Source organism: Serratia sp. AS12 (assembly GCF_000214195.1).
Classification (GTDB): domain Bacteria; phylum Pseudomonadota; class Gammaproteobacteria; order Enterobacterales; family Enterobacteriaceae; genus Serratia; species Serratia plymuthica.
In genome coordinates this window covers 2770059-2794416 of sequence record NC_015566.1, presented here as the reverse complement: position 1 = coordinate 2794416, position 24358 = coordinate 2770059, and the positions used below count along the sequence as shown (strand labels likewise).

The window sequence follows — 24358 nt, the reverse complement described above, 5'->3', positions numbered from 1 at the left end:
TCACTCAAAAATCAGGCGTTAAGCTGATTCGGGCAATTTTCACCGCGATCCAACTGATTGACGTTTTTCAGCGTGGTTTCCGAGATGCTGGTCAGCGCCTCTTCAGTCAGGAAAGCCTGGTGACCGGTGAACAACACATTGTGGCAGGCTGACAGGCGACGGAATACGTCATCCTGAATCACGTCATTGGATTTGTCTTCGAAGAACAAGTCGCGTTCATTTTCATATACGTCCATCCCCAGCGCGCCGATTTTCTGTTGCTTCAGCGCGTCAATTGCCGCTGAGGAGTCAATCAGGCCGCCACGGCTGGTGTTGATGATCATGACACCGCTCTTCATCATCGCAAAAGCGTCGGTATTCAGCAGGTGATGGTTTTCCGGCGTCAGCGGGCAGTGCAGGGTGATCACGTCTGATTGCGCGTACAGCGTTTTCAGATCGACATATTCTGCGCCCAACTCCAGCGCTTGCTCGCTTGGATAGGGATCGTAAGCCAAGAGTTTCATGCCGAACCCTTTCAGGATACGCATGGCTGCCACGCCAATTTTACCGGTGCCGATCACCCCAGCGGTACGATTATGCATATTGAAGCCGATCAGCCCCTCGAGCGAGAAGTTGGCGTCGCGGGTACGTTGGTAGGCGCGGTGGATGCGGCGGTTAAGACACATCATCATCCCTACGGCGTGCTCTGCCACCGCCTCCGGAGAATAAGCCGGTACGCGGACCACTTTGATGCCTAATTCTTTGGCGGCGTCCAGGTCCACATTGTTGAAACCGGCGCAGCGCAGGGCCAGGATTTCAACCCCCAGTGCCGCCAGTTCTTCAAGCACTTCACGGCTACCGTCGTCATTGACGAAAATGCACACCGCTTTGCAACCGGCGGCAGTTTTGGCGGTTTTCTTGCTGAGCAGGAAGTCGAAGAACTCCAGTTCATAGCCAAACTGTTGATTCACCAGTTCGAGATATTTACGGTCATACTGTTTGGTGCTGTATATCGCCAATTTCATCGTGGTTTCTCCCGCGTGATTTTGTGACGAATTTAACAGATTTTAGTAAATTCTACAATTGGTTAGCTTATCTTCGGTATGGGTAAAACGCTTTGTTGAGGGCAGAATTAAGAGTAGCGGAAGGACGTGGGGGGAGGAAAAAAAATCCCCACGGGGGGTGGGGAATGGCTTCTCTAGTACAGTAAGCTCGCGGCTGACTTTTGTTAGAATGCTTGCAAGACTATTAATGAACAACCGTAACTACAATAACAAAAATCTGAAACATATCTTATTCACATGATGAATATGTAACTAAAGTCTACAAGGGTAGCATCGATGACTGGAAAACCGCCTGAGCAGGTGTTACCGGTGCTATCGACTTCACCCTATGTTAAATTCGTGCCATCATTATTGCCAATTCAGGCATAGACTTACCCTTAAATGGCGTTCGATTTGGGGGGACAATGCCTAACTCAGGAATGAAGCAATCATTTAATGACTAAGCGATTGAAAGTATTCATAGGGATTGTGACAGGTATTGTGATCCTGCTGCTGGCGCTGTGGCAAACCCTGCCGCGCTGGCTGCCGCGCGTGCTTGCTCATTGGCTGCCGCAGGGCAGTCAGTTGGTTTTGCAGGGTAAACCGCGGTGGCAGCAGGGTGCCTTGCAACTGGATGGCGCCCGGTTTACCGCGCAGGATTGTTTGCTGGCCGCCGTCGGGCCGACCCGGTTGACTTATCGGCAGGGGCGCTGGCAACTGATCGGCGACAAACTCAGCATTGATAGCGCCTGTTTATCAAAATTACCCGCCGGCGACGCCAACAGCGCTCCTCTGGCACTTGATAAGTTGCAAAAACAGCTGCCTTTGCTGGATGTCACCATCAATGATTTCACGGTAATCCCGTGGCAACACTACGCCGGAAAGCTGCAATTACAAGCTTCTGCTGGCGGCCAGCACCTGCGCTATCAGGGGAAAAACCTCAGCGTCGAAGCCGTGCTGGATACACATCAGCAACTGACGCTGAACAGCATGACGCTTACCCCGCCCAACAGCCCGAAACCCCTGCATTTGACCGGCAAGATTGCCATTCCGCTGGATTTGGACAGCCTGCCTGCACAGGGCGCGTTGCAGGGCGAGATGCAAACCGGTTATCTCGAGAAACCGTTGCTGCTCGATATGCGCTGGCAGCAGCAGCAAGGCGTGTTGACGCTGACGGAAAAGGGCGACGATAAGCCGCTGGTGACGTTACCCTGGGAAATCACCCCGCAGCAGGTCAGCATCAATCAAGGCGAGTGGCGTTGGCCCTATAGCCAGCAGCCGCTTAACGGCGGGCTGAACGTGGCGCTGCACGACTGGAGCAAGGGGCTTGATGAAACCCAAATTAGCGCTCGTTTGAATGTGATTACCGCCGGCCACAATGGTAAAGGCAATGCGGTGTTGACGCTGGGGCCGGGCAAGGTCGGATTGATCGACAGCGATCTGCGCTTCCAACTGACCGGCCAGGCTAATCTGGCCGATTTTTCCATGACCGCCTCTATTCCCGGCATTCTCAGTGGCACTATCCTTAATCCGACGCTGGTCTTGCAGCCCGGATCGTTGCTGCGTTTATGGGGCAACGCCACGCCGGAAATGAAGCTGGAAGAGGCTCGCCTGCCGCTGGCCGGCGTCAAGGTTACCGCCGGCGGCATTACCGGCCGCCTGCAAGCCATCATCAGCGCCAGCGACAGCTACTGGGGCCGCTTTAAACTGCATCTGGACGGTAAAGCGCAGGAATTTTGGCCGGACCACGGCAACTGGCAATGGCGCTATTGGGGGAAGGGACAGTTACCGCCGTTGCAGGCGGCCTGGGACGTTGCCGGCAGCGGCAGTTGGCAGGACACGACGATTGTTCTCGACCGTCTTTCCACAGGCTTTGACAAGCTGAAGTATGGCCTGGTGACGGTGGATGCGCCGCGTCTCAGCCTGGGGCAGCCACTGCGCTGGCAGCGTGGCGAGCAGAACCCGGCGTTCAATGCCGATATACAACTGGTGGCCGGCAAGGTCAGTTTCACGGACGGTGGTCACTTACCCGCACCGGTGCTGGCGTTGCAGCTTAAAGGTACGACGCCGGACAGCTTCCAGTGGCAGGGAAAATTGCAGGCGGAACAGATTGGGCCCATCGCCTTGCATGGCCGTTGGGACGGCGAGCGGCTGCGCGGCGAAGGCTGGTGGCCGAAACAATCGCTGAAAGTATTCCAGCCGTTGATCTCGCCGGATCTCAATATCAAACTGCGCGACGGCGAGTTTTATGCTCAGTCGGCCTTTTCCGCCGCCCGCGTACAGGGATTTGAAGCCGGTGGCCACTGGGTCGTGAACAATGGCGGCATGTGGCTGAAAGACGGTGAGATGAGCGGTCTGGATTTTGTCATGTCCTACCGATTGAAAAATCATTTGTGGCAATTGGGCGCCAAACGGCCGGTGACGCTACGCATCAAGTCATTCAGCAACCTGTTCGAAATGCAGAATATCACGGCCGATCTTCAGGGTTTTTATCCCTACAACGAGCCGGCGCCGTTAACGTTAAGCAATGTCGGCCTGGATGTGCTGAACGGGCATATCAGCCTGTCGGCGTTGCGTATGCCGCAACATGATGCTGCGGTGCTGAAACTGGATAAAGTGGATCTCAGCGCGCTGTTTACCGCCTTGAAGCCAAAACAGTTTGCCATGTCCGGCAAGGTCGACGGTGAGCTGCCTCTGTACCTCAATCACCCCAAATGGCTGGTGCGCAATGGGTGGATCGCCAATGCCGGCATGCTGACGCTGCGGCTGGACAAAGACATGGCTGATGCTATCGGCAGCAATAATCTGGCGACCGGTGCGGCGATAGACTGGCTGCGCTACATGGAGATCAACCGTTCGCGGGCCAGTGTCGATCTCGACAATCTGGGCGAACTGACGCTAAAAGCGCACATTGACGGGGTTAACCCGCAAAAAAGTGCCAAACGTGAGATTATCCTGAACTATACCCATCAGGAAAACGTGTTTCAGCTATGGCGCAGTCTGCGCTTTGGCGACAATTTACAGGAGTGGCTTGAGCAGGCCCTCTCAAAATCTGGGGAACAACCATGAAAATCATCAGCGGGCCCTTGCTGGTCGCCGTTCTGGGCACTTCTTTGCTGAGCGGCTGCGTGCCGCGTATTGAGGTCGCGACGCCCAAAGACCCGATTACCATCAATATGAACGTGAAGATCGAACATGAAATACACATCAAGGTGGATAAGGACGTCGATAATCTGCTGAAAACCCAAAGCGGCCTGTTCTAGGAGCCAAAAATGAAAAAACGTTATTTAGGCTTGGTGGGTGTCGCTTGGTTATTCAGCAGTATGGCGATGGCGCTGACGCTTGATGAAGCCAAACAGCAGGGCCGGGTGGGCGAGACGCTCAGCGGCTATATTGCCCCGGTCAAGCAGGACGCCGAAACCCTGGCGCTGGTGAAAAGTATTAACGCCGGGCGTACCGAAAAATATCAGGAAGTGGTGGACGGCAACCATATTGCCATCGATGAAGTGGCGCGCATGGCCGGGCAGAAGCTGGTGACGCGTGCCCCCACGGGAGAGTACGTGCGTGGCATTAACGGTCAGTGGTTGAAGAAATAAAAAAGCGCGCCGTTTGGCGCGCAGCAGTAATACAAATCTGGAATTTTTATGAGGGTAGTGCAGGTCTGACAGGTATTAACGCAGATCGGTAGGATTCGGCAGGGGCATATTGCCCCTGCGAGAAGCATCAGGCGGCGACAACTTGCGCCAGCACGGCTTTGGCATCGGCCTGCGCTTTGGTTGCAACGTCCGGGCCATAGGCGATGCCTTCGGCGAAGACGAACTCAACGTCGGTGATGCCGATGAAGCCCAGGAACAGACGCAGGTAAGGTTCAACCAGATCGGTTGGCGTGCCTTTATGAATACCGCCGCGGCTGGTAAGGATGATGGCGCGTTTGCCCTTCACCAGACCTTCCGGGCCGTTTTCGGTGTAGCGGAAGGTCACGCCGGCACGGGCAATCAGGTCGAAATAGTTTTTCAACTGGGTCGGGATGTTGAAGTTATACATCGGTGCCGCCATAACGATGGTGTCATTGGCTTGCAGCTCGGCAATCAGTTCGTCAGACAGCGCCAGCGCTTCTTGCTGACGTGGGGTCAGTGGCGTATCGGAAGGACGCAGTGCGCCAACCAGCTCGCCGTCGAGCACCGGGATTGGCTGTGCGGCCAGATCGCGGACGGTAATGGTGTCGTTGCCGTGGGTGTTGGCCCACTGTTCCACGAAGAAATCGGCCAGTTGGTTAGACTGAGAATAACCCGCCAGGATGCTTGATTTGAGAACCAATACTTTGCTCATCGGTAATTCCTTACGTTATGACAGTGACATCAGGACAACGCGTCCCTTGCATGCAGTACACTCTATTCACATTCTTCCAACAGTGATAGCGCAATATTTCGAGATCTTTGTTCGATTTTATTGAATGACCCAATGCCGCTTAAGCAGATGGATTATGGGGAAAAAGCGGCTTGTGATATTCTGAGCGGCTAAAGCTGAAAACGTGCTTATACATTATTAAACCGTTGCTAAACCTTGATGCGGCAGCGATGAGACAAGGAATACCGAACGTGAAATCTCCGCTCGCGGCATCCTCTGCCCAACTGGGCGAACTGATGCTCCGTGATCAACAACGCCTGCAACGTCGGCTGCAGGGCGCACGAAAAATCAAAAATCCCGATGCTCAGCAGGCGGCCGTCGCTGAAATAGAAAGTGACATTACGGCGGCGTTGCAGAAAGTGCAGGCGCGCGCCGTCTCTTGCCCGAAAATCACCTATCCGGAAAACCTGCCGGTCAGTCAGAAAAAGCAGGATATCCTGAACGCGATCCGTGACCATCAGGTGGTGATAGTCGCCGGGGAAACCGGTTCGGGGAAAACCACCCAGTTGCCGAAGATCTGCCTGGAGTTGGGGCGTGGGGTGAAGGGGCTGATCGGCCATACCCAGCCACGGCGCCTGGCTGCGCGTACTGTAGCAAACCGCATTGCCGATGAGCTGGAAACGCCGCTCGGCGGCAGCGTCGGTTATAAGGTGCGCTTTAACGATCAGGTCGGTGAAAATACGCTGGTCAAGCTGATGACCGACGGTATTCTGCTGGCGGAAATCCAGCAGGACCGGCTGCTGATGCAGTACGACACCCTGATTATCGATGAAGCGCACGAACGCAGCCTGAACATCGACTTTATCCTCGGTTATCTGCGTGAACTGCTGCCGAAACGCCCGGATCTGAAAGTCATCATTACCTCGGCAACCATCGATCCACAGCGGTTTTCGCGCCATTTCAATCACGCGCCGATTATCGAAGTTTCCGGCCGCACTTATCCGGTCGAGGTGCGTTATCGCCCGGTGGTGGATGACGCCGACGATACCGATCGCGATCAACTGCAGGCGATTTTCGACGCGGTGGATGAACTTGGCCGCGAAGGGCCCGGGGATATCCTGATCTTTATGAGCGGCGAGCGTGAAATTCGCGATACCGCCGACGCGTTGAACCGTCTTGATTTACCGCATACCGAAGTATTGCCGCTGTATGCGCGGCTATCGAACAGCGAACAAAACCGGGTGTTCCAGTCGCATCACGGCCGCCGCATCGTGCTGGCGACCAACGTGGCGGAAACCTCTCTGACGGTGCCGGGTATCAAGTACGTCATCGATCCGGGCACCGCACGCATCAGCCGCTACAGTTTCCGCACCAAGGTCCAGCGCCTGCCGATCGAGCCGGTGTCGCAGGCTTCCGCCAACCAGCGTAAAGGCCGCTGCGGCCGCGTGTCGGATGGTATCTGTATTCGCCTGTACTCAGAACAGGATTTCTTGTCGCGACCGGAGTTTACCGATCCGGAGATCCTGCGCACCAACCTGGCGTCGGTTATCTTGCAGATGACGTCGCTCGGGCTGGGGGATATCGCCGCATTCCCGTTTGTCGAAGCGCCGGACAAACGCAATATTCTGGACGGCGTGCGTCTTTTGGAGGAGTTGGGAGCGATTAAAACGGCTGAAAACGGCCATTATCAGCTCACCCCGCAGGGCCGCCAACTGGCGCAGTTGCCTATCGACCCGCGCCTGGCGCGCATGGTGCTGGAAGCGCAAAAAAGCGGCAGCGTGCGTGAGGTGATGATCATCACTGCCGCGCTGTCGATCCAAGACCCGCGAGAGCGGCCGATGGACAAGCAGCAGGCGTCTGACGAGAAACACCGCCGCTTCGCCGACAAAGACTCGGACTTCCTGGCCTACGTTAACCTGTGGGACTACCTGAAAGAGCAGCAAAAAGAGCACTCCTCCGGCCAGTTCCGTCGGCTGTGCCGCAATGATTTCCTTAACTACCTGCGGGTGCGCGAATGGCAGGATATCTACACCCAGCTGCGCCAGGTGGTGAAAGAGCTGGGGCTGCCGGTTAACAGCGAGCCTTCCGATTACCGCAGCGTGCATACCGCATTGCTCACCGGGTTGCTGTCGCACATTGGCCAGAAGGATGCCGACAAGCAAGAGTTCACCGGTGCCCGCAATGCCCGGTTCTCGATCTTCCCCGGCTCAGGTTTATTCAAGAAGCCGCCGAAGTGGACGATGGTGGCCGAACTGGTGGAAACCAGCCGCCTGTGGGGCCGCATCGCTGCGCGTATCGAGCCTGAGTGGATTGAACCGCTGGCCCAGCACCTGGTGAAGCACAGCTACAGCGAACCGCACTGGTCGAAATCCCAGGGCGCGGTGATGGCCAGCGAAAAAGTGACGCTGTTTGGGCTGCCGATTGTCGCCGCGCGACCCGTCAATTACAGCACTATTGATCCCTTACTGTGCCGTGAGCTGTTTATCCGCCATGCGTTGGTGGAAGGCGACTGGCAGACGCGACATGTCTTCTTCAGCGCCAACCTGAAGCTGCGCGCCGAGGTGGAAGAGCTGGAACATAAATCGCGCCGCCGTGACATTCTGGTGGATGACGAGACGTTGTTCAGTTTTTACGATCAGCGCATTCCGAGCGATGTGGTGTCCGGGCGTCATTTTGACAACTGGTGGAAAACCGCCGGTAAACAAAAGCCGGATTTGCTCAGTTTTGAAAAAGAGATGCTGATCAAGGACGGCGCCAACAAGGTCAGCGCGCTGGACTACCCGAACGCCTGGCACCAGGGCAATCTCAAGCTGCGCCTGACTTACCAGTTTGAACCTGGCACCGATGCCGATGGCGTCACGGTTCACATTCCTCTGCCTATTCTCAACCAGATTGAAGATCAGGGCTTTGAATGGCAGATCCCGGGGATTCGCCGTGAGTTGGTGATTGCGCTGATCAAGTCGCTACCGAAACCGGTTCGCCGTAACTTTGTGCCGGCGCCGAACTACGCCGAGGCTTTCCTCGGGCGGGTGACCGCGCTGGAGCTGCCGCTGCTGGATGCGCTGGAGCGTGAATTGCGGCGTATGACTGGCGTGACGGTGTCACGAGACGACTGGCACTGGGATCAGGTACCCGATCATCTTAAAATGACGTTCCGGGTGGTGGGTGAAAATCACAAAACCTTGCTCGAAGGCAAAGATCTGACGGCGCTGAAACTGCAATTGAAGGACAAAGTGCAGGAGACGCTGTCGGCGGTGGCGGATGATGGGCTGGAACAAAGCAATTTGCATATCTGGAGCTTCGGCAAACTGCCCGAGTTTTATGAGCAGAAACGCGGCGGCTACTCGATGAAAGCCTACCCGGCGCTGGTGGATGAAAAAGACAGCGTGGCGATCCGCCTGTTCGACAGCGAGCAAGAGCAGCAACAGGCGATGTGGCAGGGTACGCGGCGCCTGCTGTTGCTGAATATCCCATCGCCAATCAAGTATCTACATGAAAAGCTGCCCAACAAAGCCAAGCTGGGGCTGTATTTTAACCCTTATGGCAAGGTGTTGGATCTGATCGACGATTGTATCTCGTGCGGTATCGACAAGCTGATTGCCGAACATGGCGGGCCGGTATGGCAGGAAGAGAACTTCGCGCGTCTGCAGGAGTTGGTGCGCGGCGAGTTGAATGAAACGGTGGTGGGGGTGGCCAGGCAGGTCGAGCAGATCCTGACCACGGTATTCAACATCAACAAGCGGCTGAAGGGCCGGGTGGACATGTCGTTGGCGCTGGCGCTGTCGGATATCAAAACCCAGCTTGGTGGCCTGATTTATCGCGGGTTCGTCACCAACAACGGCTGGAAGCGCCTGCCGGATACGCTGCGTTATTTGCAGGCGATTGAACGCCGGCTGGAGAAGCTGGCGATTGATCCGCACCGCGATCGTGCGCAGATGCTGCGGGTGGATCAGGTGCAGCAGGCGTGGCAGCAGTGGCTGAACAAGCTGCCGCCGAAACGTCGGCAGGATGACGAGGTGAAAGAAGTGCGCTGGATGATCGAAGAGCTGCGCGTCAGCCTGTTCGCCCAGCAGCTCGGCACGCCTTATCCGATTTCGGACAAACGTATCTTGCAGACTATCGAGCAGCTTTCGGCCTGACTAAGCGGGGGGTTCAGCATGCTGAACCCCCCGTTGTTATTTTCCCGCAGCCAGTGCGTCCAGCGCATCGCGTATGCCGGTCACTGCCAACGCGCGGTTATCGGCGCGGTAACGGTCTTTGGCTGCCGGCGCGGAGCTTTGAATGGCGATCAACGACCAACCGTCGTTGGTTTTCAGCAGCAGGGGCGAACCGCTGTCGCCAGGCAGGGTATCGCACTGGTGCGAAAGTACCCCCTGTTGCGCCCAACCCGTCACTTTACAGTTCTGGTGGCTGTAGAGATCGTCCAGATGATCTCCCGGGTAACCCGCTTGGGTAATCAGCCGTTTGGACTGTTTCATCGCCAGAGTTAGCGCTTTGCTGTCGCCTTGCCACAGAGGCAGAGGTTTAATCGGCAGCGGTTTTTTATCCTTCAGGCGGATCAGCGCAAAGTCATAGGCTGCGGCAGCCGGCGGCACAATCCACCCCTCGCCATCAGGCTTGAGTTTTTTCCCTAACTTGCGGTCGACCAGCGTTTCGATATTGTCGGTCTGGTATTTCCAACTCTTATTGCCGGCAACAAAGCGCAGGGCGATGGCCTTATCCAATTGGCCTGGCGGCGCAAGTACGCAATGGCCGGCGGTAAGCGCCAGATGGGGGGAAATCAGTGTGGCGGTGCACAAGTTGCCGCTGGCGGTTTCCACCTGGCCAATTGCCTGCCAGGGCCACCCCTCGGTTTCTGTGACTTTTATCCGGTCATCCTTACCAAAAAATAAGCGGGTTTGCTCAGCCGTCGACGCGTCGGATGGGCTGTCGGCCCGGGCTGAGAGGGAGAAAGCGAGCGGGAATGAGCACAGCAACAGCAAAACGGTTATGCGCATAGATCTCTTGCCTGGCAAATACGAATCATCCATAAACACACGGAATGCTAACTATAGACTGATTTAGCTGTTGTGTAGATGGGCAGTGATTGATTTTTCGATAATTTATAACCGGAGAAAGTCTGCGGCTACAAATAAAAGAAGGTGGCGATCAACCCGCACAGGATCAGGGCGACCAGAATGATTTCAAATAAATAGCGGCGCAGCATTGATGAGAACCCCCGATGAAAAAACACCCGGCGAACCGGGTGTTGGACAAATCAATTCTGTACTGGTGAGGGGAGCCTCACATCAGATTGCTGTTACGCAGCTTTTTTATGGCTGGTTTTTTTGTGGTGTTTTTTTGCTGCCTGAGCTTTCTGAGCCGGGGCTTTTTTAGCGGTGGCTTTGTGATGCTTTTTAGCCGACTGCGCTTTTTGAACTGCCGCTTTCTTCGCGTGATGTTTTTTCACATGAGTGGTTTTAGCCGGTGCAGCAGTAGTAGTGGTAGCCGTCGCCGCAGGTGCGGTAGTGGTGGTGGCAGCGTCAGCAGCGAAGGCAACAGAAGACAGACCCATTGCAGCGGCAACAACCAGAGCTAATACTTTTTTCATCAAAGAATCCTCAAATTACTCGTCATGTATCAAGCCCACTGCGGGGCCGGTGTTAAGATAGTAGGTAAATGGCAGAATGCTTTCCGTGAGTGATTGGTTTCGGCGTGTAACCTAATGTACAAGCCGCGGGAGGTGGCCTGCCGCGGCGCGCCATAACGCAAAAAGGAACGGTAAATGAACGATATCGCGATCCGTCGCGGGCTCACCGAGCAGGGCGAAGTACCGATAGCCTACGAGGACTGGGGCAATATCGCTCACCCACCGTTGCTGTTGATTATGGGCATTGGCGCGCAGATGCTGCTGTGGCCGGACGATTTCTGCCGCGCGTTGGTGGGCAAAGGCTTTCGGGTGATTCGCTTCGATAACCGCGATGTCGGCCTGTCCGGCAAGACGCAGGGTAAGAGGTTGCAGCCCTTGTGGCTGTTGATATTGCGCGCTCAACTGGGCTGGCAAACCCAGGTGCCGTATTCGCTAGAAGACATGGCGAAAGACGCGGTGCATTTGCTGGATCACCTGCAAATAACGCAGGCTCACGTGCTGGGTGCCTCAATGGGCGGCATGATTGCTCAGGTGCTGGCGGCGGAATACCCGCTGCGGGTAAAGTCGCTGACCATTTTGTTTTCCAGCACCAACCAACCGTTATTGCCGCCGCCGGCACCGTCATTGCTGAAACTGTTGCTGCGGCGCCCGCCGGCAAATGCGACGCCGCAACAACAATGTCAGTCTTTGAAAGAGGGGTTGCGCGCACTGGGAAGCCCGGCCTATCCGGTCGAGGAGGCGGAGCTTGATATACTGGTTAGGCGCTTATTAAAGCGGGGGATGGATGCCGAAGGCCTGCAACGGCAGTTGTCGGCGCTGCTCGGCAGTGGCGACTTGCGTCGTTACAGCCGCCGGATCACGGCACCGACGCTGGTGATCCACGGCAATGCCGATCGCCTGGTGCGTAAAGCCGGTGGCGTTGCCGTCGCCAGAGCGATCGCCCATTCGCAACTGCAGGTCATCCCGAAGATGGGTCACGATCTGCCGCCTCAGTTGCGTTCGCAGTTGATAGAGATGATTAGCGCACACGCCGCGCGATAGCCTGGCCGGCAGAAATGCGCTGGCCTGCATGGTTACTTTAGTTACAACATACATATCTGGAGCCACCAACCGAGACTCTGCGGCTAAGGTGTCGTAAGCAAAGACAGTGCTCTATGGAAGGGCGTAGGCAAAGCAGGAGGGAAAAGGCACGGTTTTACCCGTGCCTGGGGGCATTACAGATAGCGGTTTTCCAGGTGTTGACGGAAATAACGTGGGTTGAGTGTTTCGCCGGTAGCCTTGGTGATCAACTCATCAGTAGAGAAACGGCTGCCGTGACACCAGATATTCTGTTTCAGCCAGTGGAATAACGGCGTCAGGTTACCTTCGGCGATGTCGCTGCTCAGCGAAGGCAGCGCTTCACGGACACTGTGGAACAGTTGCGCAGCGTACATCGCGCCCAACGTATAAGTCGGGAAGTAGCCGAAAGCGCCGTCGGTCCAATGAATATCCTGCATGCAGCCATTGCGGTAGTTACCGACCGTATCCAGGCCAAGGTAATCACGCATTTTTTCGTTCCACAGCGCCGGGATGTCTTCCACTTCAATAGCGCCTTCGACCAGGGCTTTCTCGATTTCATAGCGCAGGATCACATGCGCCGGGTAACTCACTTCGTCCGCATCCACGCGGATCAGGCCAGGTTTAACGCGTTGATTCAGGCGGATGAAGTTGCTTTCTTCCAGCGCCGGCTGCTCACCGAACTGCTTGATAATCAACGGGCGCAGAATTTTCAGGAAATCGCTGCCGCGCGCCAACTGCATTTCAAACAGCAGGCTTTGCGATTCGTGGATCGCGGTAGAACGCGCCTGCGCAACCGGTTGGCCCAGCCAATCACGCGGCAGGTTCTGCTCGTAACGCGCATGGCCGGTTTCGTGGATAATGCCGAGCAATGCGGTATGAAATTCTTTCTCATTGTAGCGGGTGGTGATACGAACATCTTCCGGCACACCGCCGCAGAAGGGGTGAGCGCTGACGTCCACGCGGCCCCCGTCGAAGTTGAAACCGAGCAGTTTCATCACGCTCAGACCCAATTGACGCTGGGTATCGACCTTGAACGGCCCCTCGGGAATGAGGCAAGGCTCTTGGGTCTGCCTGGTCACCACTTTTTGCAGGAGGTCGGGCAGCCAGGTTTTGAGATCGCCAAAAATACGGTCAATATCGCTGCTGCGCATGCCCGGCTCATACAGGTTGAGTAGGGCGTCATAGCGGCTTGAGCCTGCCGCTTCAGCACGGATCTGCGCTTCCTGACGGGTCAGTTTGACCACTTCACGCAGGTTCTCCGAAAACCCTTCCCAGTCGTTGGCGGGGCGTTGGGAGCGCCAGGCGTGTTCACAACGCGCACCGGCCAGCGATTTAGCCTCAACCAGCGACTCCGGCACCAGTACGGCGTTGTCATATTGGCGGCGCATTTCCAGCAAATTGGCTTGATCAAAGCCATCCAGCGTTTCCTGCTGCGCGCGTTCAAAAAGCTGTCCGGTATTTTTCGCCGTCAAAATCTGGTGTTGCAGTACGCTCAGTTCGGCCAGTGCTTCCGAGCGCGCTTTGTTTCCGCCCGGCGGCATCATGGTCTGCATATCCCAGCCGGCAATGGCGGACAGGTGGCCGAATCGCGATAGTCGGGTGAAAATGGCGCGCAGTTCGCGGTAGGCGGATGAAGGCGAATGTGCAGATGTCATTGTTTGGCTCCCTATTATTGTGAGCCGGATAACCTGATCGTTCAGACTGTTGTGCTGAAGGGGGTTACACCGGGTCTGCTTTTAAATTGAAAGTGGGCTTCACTGGCCAGCAGAAGCGGAAGCTGGCGCCGCCGAGTGAGCTGGCGTCTACGTAAACCTGGCCCTGATAGGCGACGGCGATAGAGTGAACAATCGCGAGGCCCAGCCCGCAACCGCCGGTGGCGCGATCGCGGCTGGGATCGAGGCGCACGAAGGGTTCGAACACGCGTTCGCGTTCTTCAGGTGGAATGCCTGGCCCGTCGTCTTCTACCTGCAGGCAGGCTCCGTCGCCGTCAAACCACAGGCCGATGCGCAGGCGCTGTTCGCTGTAGCGCAAGGCATTGTTCACCAGATTATCCAGCACCCGCTCCATCAGCCGTAAATCGACGCCGCCAAAATCGCCGGCATGCGGAATATCCAGCTGGATTTCGCGCTCCGGGTGAATCAGGCGCATATCCTCTACTTTGTCTTCCAGCCAGTTGGGCAGGTCGAGCGGTTCTATATTCAGCGCCACCTGTGGACGATCCAGCCGCGCGTAGGTCAATAGCTCGTCTATCAGCGATTCCAACTGACCGATATCGCGGTTTAGCGCCTGTTGTTCGCTATCGGAAAGGTTATCGCTCATCGCTAACCGGTAGCGCAGCCGTACCAGAGGGGTACGTAATTCATGGGCGATACCGTCAATCAACTGTTTTTTACTGGCAATCAGCGTATTGACGTTGTCCGCCATCTGGTTGAATGCCACCCCGAGTCGGTTCAGGCTCGAGGTCGGGTCAAAATGGGTGCGCTCATCCAGATGGCCTGCGCCGAGTCGTTGGGCGGCGTTCTCCAGTTTGAGCAAATCTTGCCAGTGCGGGCGCATCCACAAAAATACCGGTAACGCCAGCGACATGCCGATGAACACCAGCAGCGCCAGATCCAGCAGCCGCATCTGATGCAGGTAGAACAGGTACGGAATGGGGCCGACCACCAACACGTAATGGCTGCGCGGGATGCGTTGCATAAAGGTGTATTGATCGTCGAGAGCGATAATTTCGCCGAGGCGGAGCCGTTTTTTCAGATCTTCACTCAGATCCTGTTTGCCGAGCGGTTCGATATGCAGTTTAAACGACAGATTCAAGTCCAGCGTCGCGATGGTCTTATTCCAGTCTTTCAATGGAATTTCCCGCAGTTCGCTGCGCATCAGGTACAGCGAGCTTTTCATCAGATCGTCCATTGACTGGCGACCGGCGCGTTCGGCTGTGACCTTGTACACCAGGCCCACCAACATCGCCATCACCAGAAAGCAGACGAACAGCAGCAGGAAGAACTGCACGAAAAGCTTTCTCATTGCTGTACGAACTCCCAGGCATTGGGTGCGAACAGATAACCTTTATTGCGCACGGTTTTGACGCGGAAGGGCTCCAGCGCATTGTCGTACAGCTTGCGGCGCAGGCGGGAAATCGCCACGTCGATGCTGCGATCAAGGCCGTCGTAGCTCACGCCGCGCAAGTTTTGCAGCAGCGCCTCGCGGTCCATGATCTGCCCGGCGTGGGTGGCTAATTCCCACAGCAGATCGAAATCCGAGGTGGAAAGGGTGATCACTTCTTCACCCAGCGTCACCTGGCGGTTAACCGGATCGATGCACAACAACCCGAAGTGCAGCGCATTGTGCTGGGTGATCGGTTGCGTTGACTCTTCCTTGGGGTGATTGCCATGCTGGCGCAGGTGTAAACGTAGCCGTGCCAGCAAAACCGCCGGCGGCGTGGTTTTCAGAATGTAATCGTTGGCACCCATTTCCAATGAAAGGATATGGTTCATATCGCTGTCGAGTGAAGTGAGCAGCACGATCGGCCCGGGGAAGGTCGGGCGCAAATCGCGGCACAGCGTCATGCCGTCTTTCCCGGGCAGCATAATGTCGAGCAGCACCAGGTCCGGCAGTTCTTGCTCTATGCGTGCTTGAGCACTGTCGCCACGCGGCTCAATCAACACTTCTATATCGTGTTTGCCCAAATAGGCGGCAATCAATTTGCCGACTTCAGGATCGTCTTCCACAAAAACAATTTTATGCATAGTCAGCGGTTTTATAAGAATAACGGAGTTCAGCATAACGCGAGGGTCAGCGATACGCCATGCACATCTTTGCCTAGCGCAGTGGACGTCCTCCGTCCACACCATGGGTGCGGCCGGTGACATAACGACTGTCCAGCAAATAATTGACCAGATTGACCACTTCGCTTTCACCCGGGGCGATTTTCATCAGCGACTTTGCCAGCGCCTGCTGACGATAAGGCTCATCATCGCCCGGATTGAAAATAATCAACGCTGGTGCGATGGCGTTGACCTTGACCTCCGGTGCCAGTTTACGGGCGAAAGAGCGAGTCATGTTGTCCAGCGCGGCTTTACTGGCAGCATAAGCGATATGCTTGTCGCTGCCTTTTTCCACCACATAATCGGTCAGGTGGATAATATCTGCGCCTGCCTGCCCTTGGCCAAGCAGGCAGGGCTCCAGCAACTGATTGAGCAGATAAGGGGTGTAAACGTGGATTTGCAGCATCGCGGCCATAATCTGCTCCGGCGGCACCTCCGCAGATTCTGCCAGCCAAGCGCTGGCGTTGTGGATCACTGCGCGCAATTTCGGTGCGGCCTGGCGCACCCGATCGGCAAAGCGGTAAATACCGTCGTGAGTCGAGAAATCGCCCTGAATGCACGTTGCTCCCAGTCTTTTCAGCTCGTTCAGTGCCGGGTAATCGCTACGATAGGCAATGATCACGGGGATGTCACGCTGCAAGAATGACCTGGCCAATGCCAGCCCAATCCGGCGTGCGCCGCCCGTGATCAGCACCGGTGCGGAGTTGTGATGTTCCATTGATTAAAGCTCCTGGACAGACTGGCAAACAATAGGGGAATTATGCCATTATACGTCGGAAATTCGTTAAAGCTTCGCATCGATTATCCATTTCAGGATGTAATACACTGGCAATGAGAGGGAGGAAGGGATGAACAGCAGTCACCTTGCATCCGTCGCGCACAGTGAGAAAATCTGTTTTGATTACATGGATTTTCTGTCCGCATCGTGCAAGAAGCACTGGCGCTTTGTTGATGCAATCTATGGTGTGATGCCATTTTTTGGCATGGTATTGAAATCTCAGGTTTGCGCCTCGCAAACGCGAAAAGAGCAGTTGAAGGAACTGGCGCTGCAGGTGGTATCCACCCAGGTCAGCGACGAAACCAATATTGTGCGCCTGATCGATCTGGCGCAGCAGCAGGGGTTGGCAGTGTTCGACATTAAACTGCCGTATGCGTTGGACCAACAGCAGTTGGCGGCCATTCAGCAAGAGTGCGTTGAGGGGGTTATCATCTCTCAGGTAGGGGAACGCATGACCATTACCCTGCGCGCATCCTAAGGTATTGACCGGGTGATTCCACCCGGCCGTCCTTCACTACTGCAGCATAAACCAACCCGCCGGCACCGTGGCCATCAGCAACAGCAAGATGCTGCCTTTCTCCAACTGATTCAGCAATTTGACATTCTCGTGTCCGCGTCGAGCATAGATAAACACCAGCAACCCCGGAGCATACAGCAACACCGACATCAACAGATGCATCAACCCTGATGCGTACAGCAGCCAAATACCGTACAGGCAGGCACCGGTGGCGGCGAACATCAGCCGTTTGTCCTGGCGACGCAACGCGACCTTGAACAGGAAGGCGCCGACCAGGAAGTAAGGCACCAGAATCATTTCCGAGGCGATAGTCAGCAACGAGTTATAGTTGCTACCAGTCAGCCAGATCACCACCAGTGCGAATTGCACCGCAATATTGGTCAGCCACAACGAAGCCGAAGGCGCGTGATTCTTGTTCTGCTTGCGGAATATTTTAGGAAAAGCACCGTGCTGTGCGGCCAGCAGCGGCACTTCAGCGGCCATAATCGTCCAGCTCAAATAAGCGCCGCATACTGACACGATCAGGCCGGCGGCGATAATCACATCTCCCCAGGGGCCAATCAGATCAACCATCAGCACCGCCATCGAGGGATTACGCATCCCGGCCAGTTCACTGCGCGGCACTACCCCCAACGACAACAGCGTCACCAGCAGGTAAACCGCCAGCGCGGAGAGCACCGCCAACATGGTTGCACGGCCCACATCTTTTTTATTGCGAGCCCGCGCGGAAACCACCACCGCGCCCTCGACACCGATAAACACCCACAGGGTAATCAGCATGGTGTTTTTTACCTGTTCCCACACCGGTTTGCCGAGCGCGACGCCATGGAAATCCAGGGTAAATACGTCCATTTTGAACGCGATAGCCGCCAATACGGCAAACAGGCCAAGCGGCAAAAGCTTGGCCAAGGTTGCCGCCAGGTTGATACTGGCCGCGGTTTGCACCCCACGCAGCACCAGTGCATGCACGATCCACAGCAGCAATGATTCCGCCAACAGCGCCTGCCAGGTATTGCCGTCACCCAAAATGACATCGCCGCCGCGATCGGTAAACAAGCTCAGTGCGGCAAACACGATCACCAGATAAGAGACGTTGGCGATCACCGCACATAGCCAATATCCCCAGGCGGAGCAGAAACCCACCAGCTCACCAAAGCCTTCTTTCGCATAGGTGAAAATCCCGCCGTCCAGATCGGGCCGCAGGCGGGTAAGCAGCAGCATGGCAAAAGCCAGAAACAGGATGCCGACGCCGGTGATAGCCCAACCCAGCAGCAGTGCGGCCGGGCTGGCGACTTGCGCCATGTTTTGCGGCAGGCTGAAAACCCCGGCGCCCAGCATGGAACTGAGCACCAATGCGGTTAACGCGGTAAGACCTAGTTTTTTTTCCAATGACGGACCCTGAGCGCAGAATAAACAACTGTTAGGTAGCTAGTTGGCAGTAACAACGCAATGACAATTACTGAACAAATAGATAATAGCCCTAAAAACAGGCGCAAATTCTACGGATGGATCGTTGCCGATGCAATGATTGAATATGCGGAATTTACAAAAAATTATTCAACCGGCGGAGGCTTATCGGCAAAAAAAACGGGCAACCCAATGGCTGCCCGAGAATAAACCGCGAAGTGAAACTTATTTGAACAGATCGGCGCTCACGGTCAGGTTGCCGCCACTCTTGTTCTGCCACTGACGAGTCACGTGATAGAACTTGGCACCTTTCGCAGCGGCACGCTTCGCCACTTCGGTGGAAATGTCCGTCATGCTGTTGAAGTGACCGGTGAAGGTCACGGAATCAAACGGCACCATCTGTGCGGCGGTAACGTTGCTCACTTCCTGGATTTTGGTGCCATTCGGCAGCGTGACGGTATAGCGTTGGCCGGTAGAAGACTGGGTTTCGAAGAAACGGCCTACGTCACGGCTTGGCGAACCTGAAGAAGCCACGCCTGGGATTTCAACCTGGGCGGCGGCGGCGCCACCGGCGGCCAATGCGGCCTTGCCGGCTTCAGAGTCGGCAGGAATGGCATCCGGGCTCTGAACCACGCGCTTAGGCGCATCGGCTTTATAAATGTAAGCGGTGATGAACTGGTTACCGCCCTGGTTGGCATCAACCTGACGCACGATAAAGAACGAGGCTGCGCCTTTCTTTTTCGCTTCTTTGGTGATGGCGTCGTTGATGTCCGGCTGGCTGCGGTAGAAACCGCTGACGCTGACCGTATCATAGGGCTCAAGCAGGAAGGCCTGTTCTTTCGGCAATTCGGTCACGCCGTTAATGACGCGGTACTTCGGCTCTTTGCTCACTTCTGCCGCGTCTTTATGATAAAGATCTGCGGTGACGCGCCAGTTGCCGCCGTTGTTGCTGTTATTGCTGTCCTGGATGTAGAAGGAGTCTGCGCCCAGTTTGTCTGCACGGCGGGATACGGCATCAACGGCTTCATTGATGGCATTAAAGCGGCCGGTAATAGTGATGCGATCAAACGGCTTCAGCGCCGCTGCTTTTTCAGGAGTTAACTCAAGTGCCGCATGAGCAGACAGCGCAGTGAGTGATAACAAGGCTGATGCGATGATCGTGTTCTTCAGCTTCATAAAAAATCCTTTCGCCAAGCGCATTAACGTTTATAACGTGCTGAACTGTTTATGGGTAATTCAGCCGCCGATTATTACATGTAATCTCGACAAGTGTCTCAGCATTTTATGTCATCGCATGAGACAAATCCCATGAAGGATTGTTTACGCCATTTGCTGCGTAATCGTCATAAGTTTCAATAATAAAGCCTTTGATGACATAAGTGTTAATTATTCACAAATTTATAACTTTCATTCATTCTGGCCGCGTGGGGCGGATATCTTCAGACCTGCGTTCGTCACAAATCTGCAAGCAAAAACGGCGTTGCGCACGGCTTTTTAACTTAAAATTGCGATTTGTCATGTCGTTATCTGAATTTTTATGTAAAAACAGACGTGAATGCGTAAGCAATTATGGATCATCGATCATATTTTCAGTAGGTTATAGATGGTGCCTTAATTCGATGCCGACAAGTCACCCTGTGGCTTTCAAATTGCAGCCAACAATGCACAGTCTTGAAAGACGACGGGTCGAGATGTCAGCCGGCGCTATTGCTATGGGTAGGAAGATAATAAACATCATCAAAGACAGGTGAGAAGGGAACATTATGCGTATTGGTGTACCAAGAGAACGGTTGGCCAATGAAGCCCGGGTTGCAGCAACGCCGAAAACGGTGGAACAACTGCTGAAGCTGGGCTTTACCGTCGCTGTCGAAAGCGACGCGGGTAAACTGGCAAGCTTTGACAATGCGGCTTATGAAACCGCAGGGGCGACGATTACCGATACTGCCGACGTGTGGCAATCGGAGTTGATTTTGAAAGTTAACGCGCCACAAGAGGATGAGATCGCGTTAATGCGTGAGGGCAGCACGTTGGTCAGTTTTATCTGGCCGGCGCAAAACCCGGAGCTTATCGAAAAACTGGCTGCGCGCAACGTAACCGCGATGGCGATGGATTCGGTACCGCGTATCTCCCGCGCGCAGTCGATGGATGCGCTCAGCTCGATGGCCAATATCGCCGGTTACCGCGCGATTGTTGAAGCGGCACACGAGTTTGGCCGTTTCTTCACCGGCCAGATCACCGCCGCCGGCAAGGTTCCACCGGCGAAAGTGATGATCATCGGTGCAGGCGTCGCGGGTTTGGCGGCGATTGGCGCGGCAGGTAGCTTGGGGGCGATCGTGCGTGCCTTCGATACCCGCCCGGAAGTAAAAGAGCAAGTGCAAAGCATGGGCGCAGAATTCCTCGAGTTGGACTTTGAGGAAGAAGCGGGCAGCGGCGACGGTTATGCCAAAGTGATGTCGGAAGCCTTTATCAAGGCTGAGATGGCGTTGTTTGCCGCCCAGGCGGCAGAGGTCGACATTATTGTCACCACCGCGCTGATCCCGGGTAAACCTGCGCCAAAACTTATCACTAAAGAGATGGTGGCTTCGATGAAGCCGGGCAGCGTGATCGTCGATCTGGCGGCGCAAAACGGCGGCAACTGCGAGTTGACCGTGGCCGACCGCGTGACCGTCACTGACAATGGCGTAAAAATCATTGGCTATACCGATCTGCCAAGCCGCTTGCCGACCCAGTCTTCACAGCTTTACGGCACTAACCTGGTTAATCTGCTGAAATTGCTGACGAAAGAGAAAAACGGCGAAATCGATATCGATTTCGAGGACACCGTGATCCGCGGCGTCACCGTGGTGCGCAGCGGCGAGGTGACCTGGCCTGCTCCGCCAATCCAGGTTTCCGCGCAGCCGAAACAGGCGCAAGCGGCGGCTCCAATCGCTAAACCGGCGGCAAAACCGGTTTCACCTTGGCTGAAATACGGGCTGATCGCGCTGGCGATTATTCTGTTCGGCTGGCTGGCTAACGCAGCGCCAAAAGAGTTCCTGTCTCACTTTACCGTGTTTGCGCTGGCCTGCGTGGTGGGTTACTACGTGGTTTGGAACGTCAGCCATGCATTGCATACCCCGTTGATGTCGGTCACCAATGCGATCTCAGGGATTATCGTGGTCGGTGCGTTATTGCAAATTGGTCACGGCGGCTGGGTGAGTTTCCTCTCCTTCATTGCCGTGCTGATTGCCAGCATCAATATTTTTGGTGGATTCACCGTCACTCAGCGCATGCTGAAGATGTTCCGCAAGAACTAAGGGGTAGCACATGTCTGGAGGATTAGTTACAGCTGCATACATTGTTGCCGCTATTTTGTTTATTTGCAGCCTGGCCGGTCTGTCGCGCCATGAAACGTCGAAGCAGGGCAACCTGTTTGGCATCGCCGGGATGGCAATTGCGCTGATTGCTACCATCCTCGGGCCGGATTCCGGCAACGTAGGTTGGATCATCATTGCGATGATTATCGGTGGCTCCATCGGCGTCTATCTGGCGAAAAAAGTCGAAATGACCGAAATGCCGGAGTTGGTGGCGGTGTTGCACAGTTTCGTTGGCCTGGCGGCGGTGTTGGTGGGCTTGAACAGCTACCTGGATCACGGCGCGCCGATGGAGCCGGTGATGGAGAATATCCATCTGACCGAAGTGTTCCTCGGCATCTTTATCGGTGCGGTCACCTTCACCGGTTCGATTGTCGCTTTCGGTAAATTGCGTGGCATCATCTCATCCAAACCGCTGGCATTGCCGAATCGCCACAAGATGAACCTGGCGGCGCTGGTGGTCTCCTTCCTGCTGCTGGTAGTGTTCGTTCGTGCCGACAGCGTGGGCTGGCAGGCAGTGGCGTTGGTGCTGATGACCGCGATCGCGCTGGCTTTCGGTTGGCATCTGGTGGCCTCTATCGGCGGTGCCGACATGCCGGTAGTCGTGTCGATGCTCAACTCTTATTCGGGCTGGGCGGCTGCCGCTGCGGGCTTTATGTTGAGCAACGATCTGCTGATCGTTACCGGCGCGTTGGTGGGTTCCTCGGGCGCCATCCTGTCTTACATTATGTGTAAGGCGATGAACCGTTCGTTTATCAGCGTGATCGCCGGCGGTTTTGGTACCGATGGTTCCTCGACCGGCAATGCGGAAGAAATGGGCGAGTATCGTGAAACCACGGCGGAAGAGGTGGCCGAGCAACTGAAGAATTCCACTTCGGTGATCATCACCCCAGGCTATGGCATGGCGGTCGCGCAAGCGCAGTATCCGGTAGCGGAAATTACCGAAAAACTGCGTGCGCGCGGCATCAAAGTGCGTTTCGGCATTCACCCGGTTGCCGGGCGTTTACCAGGCCACATGAACGTGCTGCTGGCGGAAGCCAGGGTGCCGTACGACGTGGTGTTGGAGATGGACGAAATCAACGAAGATTTCCCGGATACCGATACCGTGCTGGTGATCGGCGCCAACGACACGGTGAACCCGGCCGCGCTGGAGGATCCGCGCAGTCCGATCGCCGGCATGCCGGTGCTGGAAGTGTGGAAAGCGCAAAACGTGATTGCCTTTAAACGTTCGATGAACACCGGTTACGCCGGCGTGCAGAACCCGCTGTTCTTCAAAGAGAACACCCAGATGCTGTTTGGCGATGCCAAAGAGAGCGTGGAAGCGATACTGAGAGCGTTGCAGAATTAACCGCAGCCAATAAAAACACGGGCCGTAATTGGCCCGTGTTTTTTTATGCCTGAAAATCAGTCCTCGTCGTCGTGTTCATCGTCTTCATCGACTTCGATCGGGCAGTTGAAGTTATCCGGCTTAATCACCAGCAGGTCACATTTCAGATGGTCGATCACATGCTCTGCCGTGTTGCCGATAAACGCTGCGGAGATACCGGTGCGGCCTAACGTGCCCAACACCACCACGCCCGCCTGCAAGTGTTCGGCCAAATCCGGGATCACCTCTTCCGGCAGACCTTTTTCAACGTGGGTGAACTCTTCGTTAATGCAGAACTTCTGCCTTAATGCCTTCATGGCGATCAGATGCTGTCCGCGAATGGCGTCGTTATAGACGCTGGGATCAAAATCAGGCAGTTCAATGGCGATATTGATAGGGGTAACAGGGTAGGCTCCGACCAGATGCACTTCCGTCTGGTTGACGTTTTGCGCCAGTTCGACGGTTTCCTGCACCAGCTTGATGTTCAGCGGATCGTGATAGGGTTCTTCGCTGGCCAGATTGACGGCAACCACCGCTTTGCCGCCTTCCGGCCAGGGTTGATCTTTGACCATCCACACTGGGCACGGACATTTGCGTAACAGGTGCCAGTCGGTCGGCGTGAAAATGACCGATTCCAGCCGGTCGTGCTGATGTGCCATTTTCAGCAGTAAATCATGCTTGGCGGTGATCACTTCCTGAATAATTGCCTCGAAAGGGCGGTTATGCCAGACCACTTTGATTTCAATAGGAACGCCTTCGTCAAGGTAAAAACGGCATTGCTCGTTAATCCACGCGGCGCGTTGGCTGATAACGCCTTGCCGCATCGCCGTCCGTTCATCGGGGGAGAGCAGGGTCGTCATCTCGTAAGAGAAGTCATAGATCGGAAGGAAGGCTTTGATACGCCCGCCGTTCCGTTTTATCAGGTAAACCGCCCGACGCAGCGCCGGCTGATCGTCCTGATTGGGGTCAATAGCCACCAGAAGATTCTGATACTTCGCCATAGGGCCTCCTTACAGCTGAAAATCAACAGTCTGTTAATTTACAGAGTAACCCAACATT

General features: G+C 55.4%; 20 protein-coding genes. 9 read left to right on the top strand and 11 right to left on the bottom strand.

The window, feature by feature from the left end; genetic code table 11:
• Positions 1-11 precede the first annotated feature (11 nt).
• Positions 12-1004, bottom strand: coding sequence for a 2-hydroxyacid dehydrogenase (locus SERAS12_RS12990; protein WP_013813095.1), 993 nt, complete (start codon positions 1002-1004; stop codon positions 12-14).
• A 474-nt stretch (positions 1005-1478) separates the two neighbouring features.
• Between SERAS12_RS12990 and SERAS12_RS12985 the strand changes: the two genes are divergently transcribed.
• The 3 genes from SERAS12_RS12985 to SERAS12_RS12975 are packed head-to-tail and all read left to right on the top strand — an operon-like array spanning position 1479 to position 4618.
• Positions 1479-4091: a YdbH family protein gene (locus SERAS12_RS12985; protein WP_013813094.1), complete on the top strand. Its 2613-nt coding sequence runs from the start codon at positions 1479-1481 to the stop codon at positions 4089-4091.
• Positions 4088-4285 (top strand): YnbE family lipoprotein, encoded by a 198-nt coding sequence (locus SERAS12_RS12980; protein ID WP_004945033.1) that lies wholly within the window; start codon positions 4088-4090, stop codon positions 4283-4285. The genes SERAS12_RS12985 and SERAS12_RS12980 overlap by 4 nt, the downstream gene beginning before the upstream one ends.
• Positions 4286-4294: 9 nt before the next feature.
• Positions 4295-4618 carry a YdbL family protein gene (locus tag SERAS12_RS12975; protein ID WP_013813093.1) on the top strand — a complete coding sequence of 108 codons (324 nt, stop codon included), beginning with the start codon at positions 4295-4297 and terminating at the stop codon, positions 4616-4618.
• Between the two features lie 127 nt (positions 4619-4745).
• On the opposite strand, the gene azoR is transcribed toward SERAS12_RS12975, so the two are convergent.
• On the bottom strand, positions 4746-5351 hold the full coding sequence (azoR, locus tag SERAS12_RS12970; RefSeq protein ID WP_004945026.1) for an FMN-dependent NADH-azoreductase: 606 nt from the start codon (positions 5349-5351) through the stop codon (positions 4746-4748).
• A gap of 269 nt (positions 5352-5620) precedes the next feature.
• Between azoR and hrpA the strand changes: the two genes are divergently transcribed.
• Positions 5621-9508: an ATP-dependent RNA helicase HrpA gene (hrpA, locus tag SERAS12_RS12965; protein ID WP_013813092.1), complete on the top strand. Its 3888-nt coding sequence runs from the start codon at positions 5621-5623 to the stop codon at positions 9506-9508.
• A 36-nt stretch (positions 9509-9544) separates the two neighbouring features.
• On the opposite strand, the gene SERAS12_RS12960 is transcribed toward hrpA, so the two are convergent.
• Both SERAS12_RS12960 and asr read right to left on the bottom strand, forming a co-directional pair.
• Positions 9545-10366 (bottom strand): serine protease, encoded by an 822-nt coding sequence (locus SERAS12_RS12960; RefSeq protein ID WP_013813091.1) that lies wholly within the window; start codon positions 10364-10366, stop codon positions 9545-9547.
• 302 nt (positions 10367-10668) lie between these two features.
• The gene (gene asr, locus SERAS12_RS12955) at positions 10669-10959 is read right to left on the bottom strand and encodes an acid resistance repetitive basic protein Asr (RefSeq protein WP_013813090.1); all 291 of its coding nucleotides are present in this window, start codon (positions 10957-10959) and stop codon (positions 10669-10671) included.
• Positions 10960-11133: 174 nt separating this feature from the next.
• On the opposite strand from asr, the gene SERAS12_RS12950 reads away from it, so the two are divergent.
• Positions 11134-12039, top strand: coding sequence for an alpha/beta fold hydrolase (locus SERAS12_RS12950; RefSeq protein WP_013813089.1), 906 nt, complete (start codon positions 11134-11136; stop codon positions 12037-12039).
• Positions 12040-12212: 173 nt separating this feature from the next.
• Here SERAS12_RS12950 and SERAS12_RS12945 read toward each other — a convergent pair whose 3' ends face one another.
• From SERAS12_RS12945 to folM, 4 genes are all read right to left on the bottom strand, one after another.
• Positions 12213-13712, bottom strand: coding sequence for a carboxypeptidase M32 (locus SERAS12_RS12945; protein WP_013813088.1), 1500 nt, complete (start codon positions 13710-13712; stop codon positions 12213-12215).
• 64 nt (positions 13713-13776) lie between these two features.
• Positions 13777-15081 carry a two-component system sensor histidine kinase RstB gene (gene rstB / locus SERAS12_RS12940; RefSeq protein ID WP_013813087.1) on the bottom strand — a complete coding sequence of 435 codons (1305 nt, stop codon included), beginning with the start codon at positions 15079-15081 and terminating at the stop codon, positions 13777-13779.
• Complete coding sequence (gene rstA, locus SERAS12_RS12935; protein ID WP_004945009.1) at positions 15078-15803, bottom strand: two-component system response regulator RstA; 726 nt, start codon at positions 15801-15803, stop codon at positions 15078-15080. Before rstA ends, rstB begins: the two co-directional genes overlap by 4 nt.
• A gap of 73 nt (positions 15804-15876) precedes the next feature.
• Positions 15877-16599 (bottom strand): dihydromonapterin reductase, encoded by a 723-nt coding sequence (gene folM / locus SERAS12_RS12930; protein ID WP_013813085.1) that lies wholly within the window; start codon positions 16597-16599, stop codon positions 15877-15879.
• 130 nt (positions 16600-16729) lie between these two features.
• Here folM and SERAS12_RS12925 point away from each other — a divergent pair, with 130 nt between their 5' ends.
• Positions 16730-17137 (top strand): hypothetical protein, encoded by a 408-nt coding sequence (locus SERAS12_RS12925; protein ID WP_013813084.1) that lies wholly within the window; start codon positions 16730-16732, stop codon positions 17135-17137.
• Positions 17138-17173: 36 nt separating this feature from the next.
• Here the strand turns inward: SERAS12_RS12925 and SERAS12_RS12920 are convergent, their stop codons facing one another.
• Positions 17174-18565, bottom strand: a complete 1392-nt coding sequence (locus SERAS12_RS12920) for an amino acid permease (protein ID WP_013813083.1) — start codon at positions 18563-18565, stop codon at positions 17174-17176.
• 60 nt (positions 18566-18625) lie between these two features.
• On the opposite strand from SERAS12_RS12920, the gene SERAS12_RS26455 reads away from it, so the two are divergent.
• On the top strand, positions 18626-18793 hold the full coding sequence (locus SERAS12_RS26455; protein ID WP_158307045.1) for a hypothetical protein: 168 nt from the start codon (positions 18626-18628) through the stop codon (positions 18791-18793).
• 15 nt (positions 18794-18808) lie between these two features.
• Here the strand turns inward: SERAS12_RS26455 and ydgH are convergent, their stop codons facing one another.
• On the bottom strand, positions 18809-19759 hold the full coding sequence (gene ydgH / locus SERAS12_RS12915) for a DUF1471 family protein YdgH (RefSeq protein ID WP_013813082.1): 951 nt from the start codon (positions 19757-19759) through the stop codon (positions 18809-18811).
• 587 nt (positions 19760-20346) lie between these two features.
• Here ydgH and pntA point away from each other — a divergent pair.
• Both pntA and pntB read left to right on the top strand, forming a co-directional pair.
• Complete coding sequence (pntA, locus tag SERAS12_RS12910; protein WP_013813081.1) at positions 20347-21876, top strand: Re/Si-specific NAD(P)(+) transhydrogenase subunit alpha; 1530 nt, start codon at positions 20347-20349, stop codon at positions 21874-21876.
• Between the two features lie 10 nt (positions 21877-21886).
• Positions 21887-23281, top strand: a complete 1395-nt coding sequence (pntB, locus tag SERAS12_RS12905; RefSeq protein ID WP_013813080.1) for a Re/Si-specific NAD(P)(+) transhydrogenase subunit beta — start codon at positions 21887-21889, stop codon at positions 23279-23281.
• A 56-nt stretch (positions 23282-23337) separates the two neighbouring features.
• Here the strand turns inward: pntB and uspE are convergent, their stop codons facing one another.
• Complete coding sequence (gene uspE, locus SERAS12_RS12900) at positions 23338-24300, bottom strand: universal stress protein UspE (RefSeq protein ID WP_013813079.1); 963 nt, start codon at positions 24298-24300, stop codon at positions 23338-23340.
• Between the last annotated feature and the right edge of the window lie 58 nt (positions 24301-24358).

Excerpts from the sequence above, each read along its gene's own strand:
- SERAS12_RS12990 (WP_013813095.1), bottom strand. The coding sequence starts at position 1,004 with ATGAAATTGGCGATATACAGCACCAAACAGTATGACCGTAAATATCTC.
- SERAS12_RS12985 (WP_013813094.1), top strand. The coding sequence starts at position 1,479 with ATGACTAAGCGATTGAAAGTATTCATAGGGATTGTGACAGGTATTGTG.
- SERAS12_RS12980 (WP_004945033.1), top strand. The coding sequence starts at position 4,088 with ATGAAAATCATCAGCGGGCCCTTGCTGGTCGCCGTTCTGGGCACTTCT.
- SERAS12_RS12975 (WP_013813093.1), top strand. The coding sequence starts at position 4,295 with ATGAAAAAACGTTATTTAGGCTTGGTGGGTGTCGCTTGGTTATTCAGC.
- azoR (WP_004945026.1), bottom strand. The coding sequence starts at position 5,351 with ATGAGCAAAGTATTGGTTCTCAAATCAAGCATCCTGGCGGGTTATTCT.
- SERAS12_RS12960 (WP_013813091.1), bottom strand. The coding sequence starts at position 10,366 with ATGCGCATAACCGTTTTGCTGTTGCTGTGCTCATTCCCGCTCGCTTTC.
- asr (WP_013813090.1), bottom strand. The coding sequence starts at position 10,959 with ATGAAAAAAGTATTAGCTCTGGTTGTTGCCGCTGCAATGGGTCTGTCT.
- SERAS12_RS12950 (WP_013813089.1), top strand. The coding sequence starts at position 11,134 with ATGAACGATATCGCGATCCGTCGCGGGCTCACCGAGCAGGGCGAAGTA.
- SERAS12_RS12945 (WP_013813088.1), bottom strand. The coding sequence starts at position 13,712 with ATGACATCTGCACATTCGCCTTCATCCGCCTACCGCGAACTGCGCGCC.
- rstB (WP_013813087.1), bottom strand. The coding sequence starts at position 15,081 with ATGAGAAAGCTTTTCGTGCAGTTCTTCCTGCTGCTGTTCGTCTGCTTT.
- rstA (WP_004945009.1), bottom strand. The coding sequence starts at position 15,803 with ATGCATAAAATTGTTTTTGTGGAAGACGATCCTGAAGTCGGCAAATTG.
- folM (WP_013813085.1), bottom strand. The coding sequence starts at position 16,599 with ATGGAACATCACAACTCCGCACCGGTGCTGATCACGGGCGGCGCACGC.
- SERAS12_RS12925 (WP_013813084.1), top strand. The coding sequence starts at position 16,730 with ATGAACAGCAGTCACCTTGCATCCGTCGCGCACAGTGAGAAAATCTGT.
- SERAS12_RS26455 (WP_158307045.1), top strand. The coding sequence starts at position 18,626 with ATGACAATTACTGAACAAATAGATAATAGCCCTAAAAACAGGCGCAAA.
- ydgH (WP_013813082.1), bottom strand. The coding sequence starts at position 19,759 with ATGAAGCTGAAGAACACGATCATCGCATCAGCCTTGTTATCACTCACT.
- pntA (WP_013813081.1), top strand. The coding sequence starts at position 20,347 with ATGCGTATTGGTGTACCAAGAGAACGGTTGGCCAATGAAGCCCGGGTT.
- pntB (WP_013813080.1), top strand. The coding sequence starts at position 21,887 with ATGTCTGGAGGATTAGTTACAGCTGCATACATTGTTGCCGCTATTTTG.
- uspE (WP_013813079.1), bottom strand. The coding sequence starts at position 24,300 with ATGGCGAAGTATCAGAATCTTCTGGTGGCTATTGACCCCAATCAGGAC.